The 13474-nt window shown below is 59.0% G+C and carries 10 protein-coding genes, 4 tRNA genes and 2 pseudogenes; 7 read left to right on the forward strand and 9 right to left on the reverse strand.

The genetic code is table 11. The annotated features are described in order from the left end of the window. Position 1 precedes the first annotated feature (1 nt). Both JFU47_RS09875 and JFU47_RS09880 read left to right on the forward strand, forming a co-directional pair. The gene (locus JFU47_RS09875) at positions 2–637 is read left to right on the forward strand and encodes a LysE family translocator (protein WP_201182708.1); all 636 of its coding nucleotides are present in this window, start codon (positions 2–4) and stop codon (positions 635–637) included. 197 nt (positions 638–834) lie between these two features. Further along, entirely contained in the window at positions 835–2574 is a 1740-nt protein-coding gene (locus tag JFU47_RS09880) for a dipeptidase (RefSeq protein ID WP_201182710.1), read from the forward strand. A gap of 157 nt (positions 2575–2731) precedes the next feature. Here the strand turns inward: JFU47_RS09880 and JFU47_RS09885 are convergent. The 4 genes from JFU47_RS09885 to JFU47_RS09900 form a co-directional block, all read right to left on the reverse strand. Next, a tRNA-Gly gene (locus tag JFU47_RS09885) sits at positions 2732–2807 on the reverse strand. A gap of 3 nt (positions 2808–2810) precedes the next feature. After that, positions 2811–2886, reverse strand: a tRNA-Glu gene (locus tag JFU47_RS09890). Between the two features lie 105 nt (positions 2887–2991). Beyond that, positions 2992–3067, reverse strand: a tRNA-Gly gene (locus tag JFU47_RS09895). Positions 3068–3070: 3 nt separating this feature from the next. Beyond that, positions 3071–3146 (reverse strand) — tRNA-Glu (locus tag JFU47_RS09900). Positions 3147–3539: 393 nt separating this feature from the next. Here JFU47_RS09900 and JFU47_RS09905 point away from each other — a divergent pair. Next, on the forward strand, positions 3540–4298 hold the full coding sequence (locus JFU47_RS09905; RefSeq protein WP_185049184.1) for a hypothetical protein: 759 nt from the start codon (positions 3540–3542) through the stop codon (positions 4296–4298). A gap of 495 nt (positions 4299–4793) precedes the next feature. On the opposite strand, the gene JFU47_RS33555 is transcribed toward JFU47_RS09905, so the two are convergent. From JFU47_RS33555 to JFU47_RS09920, 4 genes and pseudogenes are all read right to left on the reverse strand, one after another. Further along, positions 4794–5675: a methyl-accepting chemotaxis protein gene (locus tag JFU47_RS33555; RefSeq protein WP_446739636.1), complete on the reverse strand. Its 882-nt coding sequence runs from the start codon at positions 5673–5675 to the stop codon at positions 4794–4796. Beyond that, a pseudogene (locus tag JFU47_RS33560) lies at positions 5655–6758 on the reverse strand (HAMP domain-containing protein); the annotation flags it as partial. The pseudogene JFU47_RS33560 and the gene JFU47_RS33555, both read right to left, overlap by 21 nt. Positions 6759–6866: 108 nt before the next feature. Beyond that, positions 6867–8258: an aminotransferase-like domain-containing protein gene (locus tag JFU47_RS09915; protein WP_201182714.1), complete on the reverse strand. Its 1392-nt coding sequence runs from the start codon at positions 8256–8258 to the stop codon at positions 6867–6869. A gap of 185 nt (positions 8259–8443) precedes the next feature. Then, positions 8444–9205 carry an SDR family oxidoreductase gene (locus JFU47_RS09920; protein WP_201182716.1) on the reverse strand — a complete coding sequence of 254 codons (762 nt, stop codon included), beginning with the start codon at positions 9203–9205 and terminating at the stop codon, positions 8444–8446. Between the two features lie 101 nt (positions 9206–9306). Between JFU47_RS09920 and JFU47_RS09925 the strand changes: the two genes are divergently transcribed. Both JFU47_RS09925 and JFU47_RS09930 read left to right on the forward strand, forming a co-directional pair. Continuing rightward, the gene (locus tag JFU47_RS09925) at positions 9307–9444 is read left to right on the forward strand and encodes a hypothetical protein (RefSeq protein WP_161600319.1); all 138 of its coding nucleotides are present in this window, start codon (positions 9307–9309) and stop codon (positions 9442–9444) included. Further along, positions 9441–10445, forward strand: a complete 1005-nt coding sequence (locus tag JFU47_RS09930) for an NADP-dependent oxidoreductase (protein WP_201182718.1) — start codon at positions 9441–9443, stop codon at positions 10443–10445. Before JFU47_RS09925 ends, JFU47_RS09930 begins: the two co-directional genes overlap by 4 nt. 139 nt (positions 10446–10584) lie before the next feature. On the opposite strand, the gene pyrF is transcribed toward JFU47_RS09930, so the two are convergent. Further along, positions 10585–11283 carry an orotidine-5'-phosphate decarboxylase gene (gene pyrF / locus JFU47_RS09935; protein ID WP_161990885.1) on the reverse strand — a complete coding sequence of 233 codons (699 nt, stop codon included), beginning with the start codon at positions 11281–11283 and terminating at the stop codon, positions 10585–10587. Positions 11284–11576: 293 nt separating this feature from the next. On the opposite strand from pyrF, the pseudogene JFU47_RS09940 reads away from it, so the two are divergent. Both JFU47_RS09940 and JFU47_RS09945 read left to right on the forward strand, forming a co-directional pair. Then, positions 11577–12334: pseudogene (locus JFU47_RS09940) on the forward strand (response regulator). Beyond that, a complete protein-coding gene (locus tag JFU47_RS09945) occupies positions 12334–13386 on the forward strand; it encodes a sensor histidine kinase (RefSeq protein ID WP_201182720.1) in 1053 nt (350 codons plus the stop codon). Before JFU47_RS09940 ends, JFU47_RS09945 begins: the two are co-directional and overlap by 1 nt. Positions 13387–13474 lie beyond the last annotated feature (88 nt).

A 13474-nucleotide genomic window follows, 5' to 3' on the forward strand; every position in this document is an offset into this window, starting at 1 on the left:
GATGCTTTCGAATTACCTGGGCGAGTTTCTGGCGCTGGCGACTATTCACTTTCTGGCCGTGGTTGCACCCGGACCGGACTTCGCAGTGACCATCCGTCAGAGCGTGCGTTTCGGCCGACTGGTCGGGATTTGTACGGCACTGGGCATCGGCGCGGGCATTTCGGTGCATGTGCTTTACACCTTGCTCGGCGTCGGCGCGCTGATGCACACAACGCCTTGGCTGCTGACGGTGGCCAAGGTTGTGGGTGGCGCTTACATTTTGTACCTCGGTGTCAGCCTGTTGCGCAGCAAGCCCAAGACCGTACTGGAAGGCGATAAGCCTGACGAACCGGTCGTAGAACAAACGTTGCTGAAGGCATTTACCACCGGTTTCCTGACCAACGCGACCAACCCGAAAGCCACACTGTTTTTCCTGGCGATCTTCACCACCATCATCAGCGCCACAACGCCACTAAAGATCCAGGCGCTTTACGGAATCTGGATGTGTTTTGTGAATGCGCTGTGGTTTGTGATCGTCGCGCTGTTCTTTTCCAGTGCCCGGGTACGGCTGCTGTTTATGCGCATGGGGCACTGGTTCGAACGCTCCATGGGGGTGATTCTGATCCTGTTCGCGGGGCGCCTGATTCTATCGATGTAAAACCTGCGCCCACGCAAAAGGCCCGCTCAGTCGACTGGCGGGCCTTTTTCGTTTCTGCGTCGCTTTTACATTTCTGTGCGACAGATCTCACTTCAGGGACTCCCGTACTGCTCACTCGGGGTGTTAGCTTGGGAACGTTTTCTTGTCCCATCGATCAGAAACTTCTCACACACGCCTGCAAAGGAATGCCCCCAGCAATGAATTTCTCACTCAAGCACCTGGCCGCGTCGACCCTGATACTGGCCAGCCTTTCGTCGTTCACCCTGACAGCGCACGCTAACATCACCCCGCAACAGAGCGCGGCAATCCTCAAGACCTTCAGCGATGCATCGGTAACGGATTTCAGGCAGTTCCTGGGAGGCCTGGCCAAAAGCGACCTTGGCAAAACCGACGACCTCGGCCCGGCTATCAGTGCCTTTCTCGACAACAAGACCCTTTCTTCAGAACAGCAGAACGAGATCCATCGCCTGCTCGGCCTCTATGCACGCGTGAAGTACGGCAGCGCCGCCACCGAGACTCTGCGCGAGCTGGTGGCAATCCCGACCTTCCGCGTGGACGGTGTGGCCCAGCACGACAATCCCGAATTCATCAAGATCGCCGACAAGATCAAGAGCCTTGCCCAAGCCTTCAACCTGAACTTTCGAAACATCGACAATCGCGTCTATGAGATCTCCCTGGAAGGCAGCGGCGATGAAGTCGTGGGCATTCACGCGCATGCCGACGTGGTGCCCGTGACGCCGGAGAACTGGGTCCTGAAAGACGGCACCCGACTTGATCCGTTCAAGGTCACTCTGATCGGCGACCGCCTGTATGGCCGGGGCACCGAGGATGACAAGAACGGCATCGTGGTGTCGCTCTATGCCATGAAGGTCATCAAGGAAGAGAAGCTGCCGCTGGCCAGGAATTTCAAGCTGCTGGTCGACACCACCGAAGAAACCACCGGCGACGCCATCCCCTATTACTTCGAAAACAATCCGACACCCAACTACAACCTGGCGCTGGATGGTGGCTACCCGGTTGTGATTGCCGAGAAAGGCTACGGCACTGTCATGGCGAACTTCGCCAAGCGCAAGGCAGAGGGCAAGGGCGCTGAAATCATATCGATGACGGGCGGCATGGCCACCAACCAGATTCCGTCGACATCGGTCGTCACCCTTTTGAGTGACAAGCCTGCCAAGTTAGCCGCCAGCCTGCAGAAGGCCGGTAGCGATTATGCCAAGCGCAACGGCGGCAATTTCGAGGTAACCGCCAAGGTCGTCGGCAAGGACGTCAAGCTGACGGTCACCGGCGTTTCGGCCCACTCCTCCGAGCCCGAGTCAGGCGTTAACCCGGTATCCAGGATGCTGGACCTCATCCACAGCCTCGACGGAAAAGTTGCACTCAAGCACAACCACATTACCGATGCTGCTCGCTACGCCGCCGACAACTGGGGGCTGGACTACCTGGGTGGCAAATTGGCGGTCGGCTTTTCCGATGCCTTCATGGGACCGCTTACCACTTCCCTGACCTATGTCGCGATGGATGACAAAGTCTTCAAGCTCGCGGTCAACCTGCGGGTGCCGAAAGGTGAGTCCCCGGAAGCGCTCAAGGCAAAAATTGCTCAAAAGATTGGCGCCTGGAGCGAGAGAACTCACGTTACGGCGACCTTCGACTACTCAATCGCCGAGCCGATGTACCGCAACCCCGAGGGCGAATGGGTCAAGGCCCTGCTGGCCGTGTCCACTGAAAACCTGGGCATGGAACACAAATTCGGTTCCTCCGCTGGCGCCACCTCGGTCCATGAGCTGCCCAACGGCGTGCAGTTCGGCCTGGCCAGGCCCGAAGTCAAATACACCGGCCACACTGACAACGAGTTCAAGACTGTCGACCAGTTCCTGCTGGATCTTCAGATCGTGACCGAGATGATGGGGCGCATTGGGCAGTTGCCGAAACTCTGACGCCCTATTCGGACCCGCTATTTTGGCGGGTCCGATTCTTTGATCGTCTTGAATGCAACACAAACAAAGAAGGACCCGGAGGTCCTTTTTTTGTTTTTTCATGAAAGACGCACAAACAAAAACGCCGCTCATTGCTGAGCGGCGGTTTTGTTAAATATGGAGCGGGAAACGAGACTCGAACTCGCGACCCCGACCTTGGCAAGGTCGTGCTCTACCAACTGAGCTATTCCCGCAAATGGCGTCCCCTAGGGGACTCGAACCCCTGTTACCGCCGTGAAAGGGCGGTGTCCTAGGCCACTAGACGAAGGGGACACGCTAACTGAAACACATGGTGTGTATTTCAGTGCCCAAATCCGTATCCGAAGATACCGGTTCTGGTTTCACTCAGCCCTGCCCGAAAGCAACGCTGTTTAAAATTGGAGCGGGAAACGAGACTCGAACTCGCGACCCCGACCTTGGCAAGGTCGTGCTCTACCAACTGAGCTATTCCCGCATATGGCGTCCCCTAGGGGACTCGAACCCCTGTTACCGCCGTGAAAGGGCGGTGTCCTAGGCCACTAGACGAAGGGGACACACGTACAACATTCACTCCCTACCGCGTTTCGCTGTGTGCTTTACGCTGTAAGTGGCGCGCATTCTATGGATGGATTGAGGGGGCGTCAACCCCCAGATATAAATTTATTTAAATCAATGACTTCGCCCCGCTTTCAGACACTAATCGGGCTTTTCCGTCGCCCGGCGTTTGACGCCTATATTCTGACACCCGCCAAGACGTTATAGTCCACCCACGCCAAAGATGATGGCAATGTGCACCTCGCACGCTATTACTTATATAAGCAGGAACGCGGCCGATACAGGCAGTGCAGTAGCCGATTCAACTCGCTGAGTGGCGCTATGCGTCCCAATGCCAAGCCACTACACTCGCACGCGAACCCCATAAAGAGGTCTTACCGGTGACACCACTCATGATCACCCTGCTAGTCGTAGCCGGGATCGCACTATTGATCGCCATTGGCTACATGAACCATGTGGTGGAAAACAATAAGCTGGAAAAGGCCCGCGCCAAAGTTGAGCTCAACGATCGTCTGCGTCGTTGCGGCGAAATCACCGAGACCTTTCCCGGCCAATTGATGACACCGGCACTCAAGCTGCTGTTGACCCGTCTGGAATTGAACGTCTGCCAACGCCTGCTCCATCTGGAAAAAACCAGCTCCAACCTCAAGGCACGGATTGGCGAACTGAGCGCCCTGGTTGGCCAAGGCGAATCGATCCCGGTCAACAACCCGCCAGCACCGATCCAGACCGAAGCTAAAGCCAAAGACGTACGCTTCCTGCTCGAAGCCCTGCACGGCCAAATCACTCGTGCCGCACAGGACGGCTTCCTGCCAACCAACGAAGCCAAACGCTGGATCCGCGAAGTTCGCCACATCCTGGTCCTGCTGCACATCGAGTTCTTCAACAACCTTGGCCAGCACGCCCTGCAACAGAACCAGCCCGGCCAGGCCCGCCTGGCATTCGAACGCGGCGTGCAATACCTGCGCAAACAACAGGACCCCCAGGTCTACGCCGAACAACTGGAATACCTGGAAAAACTCCTGGCTCGCGCCAACGCACAAGTCATGGACAACATCGCCCCGGTAGAAGGCGAAGTGAATCAGCTGACCGAAGGCCTCAAAGACGTCGAGGCCGATGCGGACTGGAAGAAAAAAGTGATCTACGACTGATCACAAAAAGCAGAAAAGCCACCTGAACAGGTGGCTTTTTTTTTGCGTTGAGTTTGGCGTGTACACCCATCGGCTATCAGGCCGCCATCGCGAGCAGGCTCGCTCCCACAGGGGATCGGCGTACGCCTTTCGCCCCTCACCACTCAACAGGCCGAGCGTTAGCTCGCCTGCAGCTCTTGATCTTGATCTGCCCGCCCCTTCGGGAGGCTGAGTGGAGGTGTGCATCCGGGGAGTGGCGCGCAGCGCCGTTCGACGCAGTCGAACACGCTGCATGTAGGTCGTCGCGAAGCAGACCGGAGGGCAGTGTCCCCGGATGGATACCGGAACGAAGGAACGCCGAGCCTAAGCGAGGGGCCGGACGCTCGGGGCGAGCGTTTTTTTGCTTACTTTTTTTAGGCGCTTGTAAAAAAAGTGAGTCGCCGTAAGGGCGAAACCCTAAGTGGCCGTTACCGCAGCAACGGATATGTACTCAGTCAACAAAACATAGCTCCCACCTCAGAGCCGAAAGTGCCCCACCATCCCCTTCAACTCAACCCCCAACTGCGCCAACTCAATACTGGAAGCCGCATTCCCCTGCATCGCCAACGAAGACTGATCCGCACTGGCCCGAATACTCGTGACACTGCGATTAATCTCCTCAGCCACTGAACTCTGCTCCTCGGCAGCTGCTGCGATCTGCTGGTTCATCTGCTGAATCAAAGACACTGCCGCTGCGATACTCCCCAGCGCACTCTCAGTCTGCAACGCATCACTCACCGCCAGCTTCACCAGCTCGCCACTGTTCTGAATCTGCTGAACAGAAGACCGAGCCGCCGAACGCAAGGCGCTCACCAGTCGTTCAATCTCCTCGGTCGATTGCTGAGTACGCTTGGCCAGTGCCCGCACTTCATCGGCCACCACCGCAAAACCCCTGCCCTGCTCGCCGGCTCGAGCCGCCTCAATCGCGGCGTTGAGGGCCAACAGATTGGTCTGCTCGGCGACACTCTTGATGACGCTCAGCACCGTGCCGATGTTCTGGATTTCCGCACTCAAACTTTCGATGCTCGAACTGGCCGAGGTGGCTGAATCCGCCAACTGTTCGATCCGCGCCATACTCTGGCGCACCACCTGCTGACCACTTTCAACCTTGCCGTCCGCCGTCTGCGCTGCCTGAGCGGCCTCCTCCGCATTACGCGCAACGTCGTGCACAGTGGCGGTCATCTGATTCATCGCGGTAGCAACCTGTTCGGTTTCTTCCTTCTGGCTGCTGACTTCAAGATTGGTCTGCTCGGTCACCGCCGACAGTGACTGCGCTGAACTGGCCAACTGTTCGATACCGGCCTGCAAACCGCTGACAATACTGCTAAGCCCTGCGCCCATCTGCTGCATGGCCTGCATCAGCTGCCCGATCTCATCACGACGGGTCACTTCAACCGTCGCACTCAAATCGCCAGAAGCAATCTGTTGAGCAACACGGATCACACTGCGCAGCGGTGCCACGATCAACCGGGTAATCACCCAGGCCGCAATCAGCCCGACCAGCAGCGCCAGCGCCGAGGAACCAATGATCAGCAGCGAGTTCTTTTTCAGCTCCGCCTGCATCGATTGGTCTTCGGCGACATAGGCCTGATCCACCCGTTCCACCACCTGAGTGGCGCGCTGATGCAGCTGTTGATAAACGGTTTTTTCCTGCGCCAGCAGGCCGGTGTACTCAGCGAGTTTTTCGCTGAATCCACCAATGTGCCCGACCACTTCATTGAGGACCGTCTGGTAACCCTCATCCTTGACCGTGGTTTTCAGCTGCTCGGCCTGGGTCAGTGCCTGGTCGGCCTGCTCGATCTTGCCCTGCCCTGCGCTGTCGTCGCCCTTGCGGCTCAGGTCCAGGCGCACACGCGCTTCGTTCAAGGCTTGCAACATCAACCGCGACACCTGGCTGACCTGATTGGCCTGTTCGATGAACTGCCCACCGTCCTTGCCTTCGGATTCCTTCAAGCTATAAGCGCCGTCATCGGCCAGCCCGGCCTGCAGCACGTCGAGGTTGTTGGCCACGCTGGACACCGACCAACTGGCCATCTCCAGTGCCAGGTCCTTGGCCTGGCTGAGCGAGACGAACTCGTCGAAGGCCTTGCGGTAAGCCCCCAGGGACTGCTCGACGTCATTCATCACCGGCACGTTGGCCGTAGACGCCGCTTTCAGTTGGGTTGCCAGAGCGATCAGGCCGTCAACGCCCTCGCGCAGCGCATCAGCGGTTTTCGGGTTGCCGTGCAAGGCGTATTCCTGCTCGAGCAGTCTCACCTTGAGCAAACCGCTGTTGAGCGACGACATCTGCTTGAGCCCGTCAAAGCGCAGGCTGATGGTTTGCAGGGACCATACGCCGATGGCCGCCACCAAGGCAGTCAACAGCAGCACCAGTACAAACCCGACACCCAGTTTTTTCGCCATACCGAGGTTGGCAAAACGTCCTTGCACGGCCGAAATCATTGCACTTAGTCCCCTGACATAGTCTGTTGACGCAGATTCGCAACGGGCCTGTATCAACACAAGTCTCTGGCGTCGGAATAATGGCAAAAAGCTACGCTCACGTCGTTTTCAGAACGCTTGAGGTCGATCCCGAGCGGTAGCCTGAAAAAACGCCCGGGCTCGCGGATCACAGGCATAGGCCACATTGATACGCTGCCAGTCACTGGCCTCTGCGGTGGGACTGAATGCCGTCGCAGAAGACAACAGGACACCGAAGCGCTGGGCTTGTTTGCGCACCTGAGCGTAGTCGGACATCCGCGATCTCGCCCAGATGAACAAGCCACCGACGGGCTTGCCAAACACCTCCCACTCGGCGTCTTCAAGCACTTGCAACGCAGCCTCCCTGTCATTGCTCAAACGCTGGCGCTGGCGCTGGACCAGTTTGCGGTAGGCACCGCTGGCTAAAAGGCTTGCCAGCACCGACTCGCAAAACCGTGAAGCGCCCATGCTGCTGATCATCTTGACTTCGGCCAGCCGCGAAATAACCCCGACGCCGGCCACTACAAAACCGACTCGCAACGAGCTGCTGAGGGTTTTGGAGTAGCTGCCGACGTAGATCACGTTGTCATCGATACCCAACGCAGCGAGGCGCGTACCGGGGCCGCTGTGAAAATCCGCATAGACGTCGTCTTCGATCACCAGAAGGCCGTAGGTTTTGGCCAGTTGCAGAACCCGCTGCGCCACCGCCGGCGCCAGGCTGCTGCCAGTGGGATTGTGATAGAAGCTATTGATGAAGATCCCGCAGGGCCTGTACTTAACCAGCAGCGCCTCAAGCACTTCAATGTCCGGCCCGCGCGGGGTTCGCGGCACCTCGATCATGCTGACCCCATGCAATCTGAGCAGGTCGAACAGCAAGGAATAACCGGGATTTTCCACTACCACGCAATCACCTGGCTTGAACAAGGTCCGCACGATCAGGTCCAGCCCCTGACTGGCCCCCGCCGTTGTCAGGATCCGGTTTTCCTCCACCACGATATCCATATGTTTCAGGCGTTTGTGGATCTGCTGGCGCAAGGCTGGCAGGCCCAGCGGTGTGCTGTAGTTGAACAGGCCGGCCATATCGGTGCGGCTGACCTGACGGATCGCGTAGCTCAGGTCGTCAGTTTCACGCCAGCTCTCGGGCAGTCCGCCACACCCCAGTTTGAGCTCGCCCGAGGTGCCGCCCTGCTTCACTTCTGCCCCCTCAAACCAGCGGCAATCCTGTTGCCCCTGAGCGGCCAGCGCTGGCATCGCGACAATGAAACCGGCGCCATGACGCGACGACAGCACCCCTTGAGCCACCAGACGCTCACAGGCCTCAGCGACGCTGGATTGACTGAGCAAATTGATCCGGGCGATTTGCCGCACGGAAGGCAAACGCGTCCCCGGCGGCATCTCGCCACGGCGAAGCCAGCAGGCTAGCGCATCAACGATTTGCTGTACGACCGGCACCATTGCCTGTCGATCGATTCTCAACTCCATGAGCAAGCAAACTCCTGTCCGTTTTGCGGGAAACAGTTAATCACAAGAGCGGTCGATCAGCTGTGCGACAACGCCGCCAAAACCCTCGGTTCTAACCATTTGAAACACATTGGCCGACCCCTTTAGGGAACCGAAAAAAAACCCGCACAAATGCGGGTTTTTTTCCTACGTTGCAGTGCCTGGTTTCAGAACGCCGTAACGCCACCGTCCACCGCCAGTGAATGCCCCGTGGTGAACTCTGCGCCGTCGCTGCACAGGTACAGCACCGCGCTGGCAATTTCCTCGACCTTGCCGATGCGCCCGACGGGGTGCATGGCATTGGCGAACTCGCCTTTCTTCGGGTCAGCTTCATAGGCACGGCGGAACATGTCGGTGTCGATCACTGCCGGACACACCGCGTTCACCCGAATCTTTTTCTTGGCGTATTCGATGGCCGCCGATTTGGTCAGGCCGATCACCGCATGTTTCGACGCCGCGTAAATACTCATCTTCGGCGCAGCCCCGAGGCCGGCTACCGATGCGGTGTTGACGATTGCACCGCCGCCCTGAGCCAGCAGTAATGGCAACTGGTACTTCATGCACAACCAGACGCCTTTGACGTTGACGCCCATGATCGCGTCGAACTCATCGACCGTGCCTTCGGCCAGTTTGCCTTTCTCGATCTCGATGCCGGCATTGTTGAAGGCATAGTCGAGACGGCCGTAGGTTTTGACCACCTCGTCCATCAGATTTTTTACATCGCTTTCCAGCGTGACGTTGCAGCGCACGAAGGTGGCTTCACCGCCAGCGGTACGAATCAGCTCTACCGTGCCCTCGCCACCCGCCGCGTCCAGATCGGCCACTACCACTTTCAAGCCTTCAGCAGCGAATGCCTGGGCGGTCGCGCGGCCAATGCCATTGGCGGCGCCCGTTACAACGGCGACCTGGCCAGAAAACGTCATGCTCATTGTTATGTCCTCAAAGAGAAGATGCGGGGGATCGCGTGTTCGCAATCTAGCCACAAGGGCCTGCGGCGCGGCAGCACTATCAGAAGGCCGGTTGGTCGCCCATGAGTGGCAGTGATAAAACCGCCGGTTCGACTATCACTGCACTGGATCGATATGCATTCGCCGCATCAGCCAAACTTGCGGCATCGATCATGAAGGTCTATCAACAAGTCTTCATTCATCTTGAGTGCCTGTCATGACTACCCAGACCAATCGCCAGTTCCTGCTCGCCAAACGTCCGGTGGGCGCGGCGACCCGCGAGACCTTCACCTATCAAGAAGTACCGGTCGGCGAACCGGCTGCGGGTCAGATCCTGGTAAAAAACGAATACCTGTCCCTGGACCCGGCCATGCGTGGCTGGATGAACGAGGGCAAGTCCTACATCCCGCCGGTCGGTATCGGCGAAGTGATGCGCGCATTGGGCGTAGGCAAAGTCGTTGCCTCGAATAATCCGGGCTTCGCGGTCGGGGACTACGTTAATGGTGCCCTGGGTGTGCAGGATTACTTCCTCGGCGAGCCACGAGGTTTCTACAAGGTCGATCCGAAACTGGCGCCTCTGCCGCGCTATCTGTCGGCGTTGGGCATGACCGGGATGACCGCCTATTTCGCCCTGCTCGATGTCGGCGCGCCAAAGGCTGGCGACACCGTGGTGCTGTCGGGCGCGGCCGGTGCAGTGGGCAGCATTGCCGGGCAGATCGCCAAGATCAAAGGTTGCCGGGTAGTCGGCATTGCCGGGGGCGCAGACAAGTGCCAGTTCCTGATCGACGAACTGGGTTTTGACGGTGCCATCGATTACAAAAACGAAGACGTCCAGGCCGGCCTCAAGCGCGAGTGTCCGAAAGGCGTCGATGTGTATTTCGATAACGTCGGCGGCGATATCCTCGACGCGGTGTTGAGTCGCCTGGCCACGAAGGCGCGGGTGGTGATCTGTGGCGCCATCAGCCAGTACAACAACAAGGAAGCGGTCAAAGGCCCGGCCAACTACCTGTCGCTGCTGGTCAACCGTGCGCGGATGGAAGGTTTTGTGGTGATGGACTATGCCGCGCAGTTCGCCGCCGCCGGACAGGAAATGGCCGGCTGGATGGCCAAGGGGCAGCTCAAGAGCAAGGAAGATATTGTTGAAGGACTGGAGACGTTCCCGGAGACGCTGATGAAATTGTTCAGCGGCGAGAATTTCGGGAAGTTGGTGTTGAAGGTTTAACCCGATATTTGAAATGACCACAAAACCAATGTGGGAGCGAGCCTGCTCGCGAAAGCGGTGTATCAGTCAACATTGATGTCGGCTGAAACTCCGTCTTCGCGAGCAGGCTCGCTCCCACATTTGAATTTTCAGTGTTTGATCAGGCCAGTTCGGCGACTACGGCTGCCAAAGCCTTGGCCGGATCCGCCGCCTGGCTGATCGGACGGCCGATCACCAGATAATCGGAACCGGCATCCAGCGCCTGACGCGGCGTCAGAATGCGGCGCTGGTCGTCCTGGGCGCTTCCCGCTGGACGAATCCCCGGAGTGACCAGTTGCAGCGATGGGTGCGCCGATTTCAGGGCATGGGCTTCCAGGGCCGAGCACACCAGACCGTCCATCCCGGCTTTTTCCGCCAACGCGGCCAGGCGCAACACTTGCTCCTGCGGCTCGATATCCAGACCGATACCCGCCAGGTCTTCACGCTCCATGCTGGTCAGCACGGTCACGCCGATCAGCAGTGGTTTCGGACCGGTGCGCTGGTCAAGCACTTCGCGGCACGCGGCCATCATGCGCAAACCACCGGAGCAGTGCACATTGACCATCCACACGCCCATCTCCGCAGCCGCCTTGACGGCCATGGCGGTGGTGTTCGGGATGTCATGGAACTTGAGGTCCAGGAACACTTCGAACCCTTTGTCACGCAGGGTGCCAACGATTTCCGAAGCGCAGCTGGTGAACAGTTCTTTACCGACTTTGACCCGGCACAGCTTCGGGTCCAACTGATCGGCCAGCTTCAGTGCGGCGTCACGGGTGGGGAAATCCAGGGCGACGATGATAGGAGTCTGGCAGGCGGACATGAGTGGGCTCTCAGGCAGGTCGAAATCGGCGCGCATTGTAGCGGAACCAGCGCCTCTGCGGGACCCGATGATCGGTAATTCGTCGAGGCGGCTCAAGCAAGACTAGCCCTTGCGCCCATTGTGTCGAGTCAGATACACACATGACACGCCTGCAACACCCTTCAACGTTACCTTCGGCAGCCGCAACACGTCCTTACAGCACTTCCCGCCTCCGGGCCGGACGCCTATGCTGAAACCACAACCTCGCAGCCCATCTTTGTGGTTGGCAGCCTACCTGGCAGATGAACGCACGCATGCACAACCTCCACGCACCTGTGAACGACGATCAAAAAGCGCCCGGCGACGACAAACGCTGGAGCATTCGCGCCCTGATCGTCGACGATGACGTCCCGATTCGCGAACTGATGATCGACTATCTGGCCCGGTTCAACATCCACGCCAGCGGCGTCACCGATGGCGCCGCGATGCGCCTGGCGCTGCAAGCGGAGCATTTCGACGTGGTGGTGCTCGACCTGATGCTGCCCGGCGAAGACGGTTTGTCACTGTGCCGCTGGCTACGCGCCGAATCGGACATCCCGATTCTGATGCTCACTGCCCGCTGCGAACCCACCGACCGGATCATCGGCCTGGAACTGGGCGCCGACGACTACATGGCCAAGCCGTTCGAACCGCGAGAATTGGTGGCGCGCATCCAGACGATCCTGCGCCGGGTACGCGACGATCGCACCGAACAACGGGCGAACATCCGTTTCGACAACTGGCGCCTGAACAGCGTGCTGCGTCAGTTGATCGCTGCCGACGGCCTGGTGGTGCCGCTGTCCAACGCCGAGTTCCGTTTGCTCTGGGTGTTCATCGAACGTCCGCGCCGGGTACTCAGCCGCGAACAACTGCTGGATGCCGCTCGCGGTCGCTCGATCGAAGCCTTTGATCGCAGCATCGACTTGCTGGTCTCGCGCCTGCGCCAGAAACTCGGTGACGACCCGAAAGCCCCCAACTGATCAAAACCGTTCGCGGTGAGGGTTATCTGTTCGACGCCAGAGACATCGGCTGATGCGTGCGCGCTTCGATACGCTCTTCGGCCGCCTGTTTGGCATGCTGTTGGTGGCGATCATCCTGGCGCACTTGTTGGCGTTTTTCTGGTTTCACTATTACGGCCCGCCGCCGCCCCCTCCGCCGCCGGGGTTTTCCGAAAACTTCGAGGGACAGCGCCCGCCGATGGACCCGCGCTTCGGAAATCGGCCGCCGCGTCCGTGGTTCGGCGGCCCCTTGGTGCCGCTGACTTTTCAGCTGGTCTCGCTGATCATCGCCGCCTGGTACGGTGCCAAACTGCTGAGCCGGCCGATCCAGCGCCTGAGCGATGCTGCCGAGCGACTGAGCGAAAACCTCGACAGCCCGCCTCTGGATGAGTCCGGCCCACGGGAAGCACGGCAAGCGGCACACACCTTCAACAAGATGCAGCAACGCATTCGTGAACAAGTGCAGCAACGCTCGCGGATGCTTGGCGCCGTCTCCCACGACCTGCGCACGCCGCTGTCGCGGCTCAAGCTGCGACTGGAGCAGATCGACGACAACAAACTGCAAGGCCAGATGCGTCAGGATCTGAACGATATGATTGGCATGCTCGATGCCACGCTCACCTACCTGCACGAGCAGCGCACCAGTGAGGCCCTGCAATGGATGGATGTGCAGGCGCTGGTCGAATCCCTGAGTGAAAACGCCCAGGACCAGGGCGCCGATGTTCTGACCAGCGGCCACTGCGCACCGTTGCAAGTGCAGCCGATGGCCTTGCGCTCGTGCATCAACAACCTGCTGGACAATGCCCTGCGGTATGCCGGGCAGGCAATGATTACGCTCGAAGACACGCGCGAATCCCTGGTGATCCGGGTTATCGACCATGGGGCGGGTATTGCGGCGGATAAACGTGAAGCCGTGTTCGAGCCATTCTTTCGTCTGGAAGGATCGCGCAACCGCAACTCCGGTGGCGTCGGACTGGGCATGACCATCGCCCGCGAGGCGGCCCAACGCCTGGGTGGGCAGTTGAGCCTGGAAGAAACCCCCGGTGGCGGTTTGACCGCAGTGATCCGCTTACCTCGATCGGTGTAGCAGCTGGCGAAGCCTGCGTTCGGACGCAGCAGTCGTGAAATCAAGCGCTGCGTTCTTTCAGATTTATCGAGGAGGAAAATTGACGACT

This window comes from Pseudomonas sp. TH39(2020) (genome assembly GCF_016650715.1).
GTDB lineage: Bacteria > Pseudomonadota > Gammaproteobacteria > Pseudomonadales > Pseudomonadaceae > Aquipseudomonas > Aquipseudomonas mandelii_C.

What these genes read in the sequence shown, in the direction of transcription:
- JFU47_RS09925 (WP_161600319.1), top strand. Translation starts at nt 9,307, where the DNA reads ATGAGTGGCAGTGATAAAACCGCCGGTTCGACTATCACTGCACTGGAT.
- JFU47_RS09930 (WP_201182718.1), top strand. Translation starts at nt 9,441, where the DNA reads ATGACTACCCAGACCAATCGCCAGTTCCTGCTCGCCAAACGTCCGGTG.
- JFU47_RS09915 (WP_201182714.1), bottom strand. Translation starts at nt 8,258, where the DNA reads ATGGAGTTGAGAATCGATCGACAGGCAATGGTGCCGGTCGTACAGCAA.
- pyrF (WP_161990885.1), bottom strand. Translation starts at nt 11,283, where the DNA reads ATGTCCGCCTGCCAGACTCCTATCATCGTCGCCCTGGATTTCCCCACC.
- JFU47_RS33555 (WP_446739636.1), bottom strand. Translation starts at nt 5,675, where the DNA reads ATGCAGGCCATGCAGCAGATGGGCGCAGGGCTTAGCAGTATTGTCAGC.
- JFU47_RS09920 (WP_201182716.1), bottom strand. Translation starts at nt 9,205, where the DNA reads ATGAGCATGACGTTTTCTGGCCAGGTCGCCGTTGTAACGGGCGCCGCC.
- JFU47_RS09880 (WP_201182710.1), top strand. Translation starts at nt 835, where the DNA reads ATGAATTTCTCACTCAAGCACCTGGCCGCGTCGACCCTGATACTGGCC.
- JFU47_RS09905 (WP_185049184.1), top strand. Translation starts at nt 3,540, where the DNA reads ATGATCACCCTGCTAGTCGTAGCCGGGATCGCACTATTGATCGCCATT.
- JFU47_RS09945 (WP_201182720.1), top strand. Translation starts at nt 12,334, where the DNA reads ATGCGTGCGCGCTTCGATACGCTCTTCGGCCGCCTGTTTGGCATGCTG.
- JFU47_RS09875 (WP_201182708.1), top strand. Translation starts at nt 2, where the DNA reads ATGCTTTCGAATTACCTGGGCGAGTTTCTGGCGCTGGCGACTATTCAC.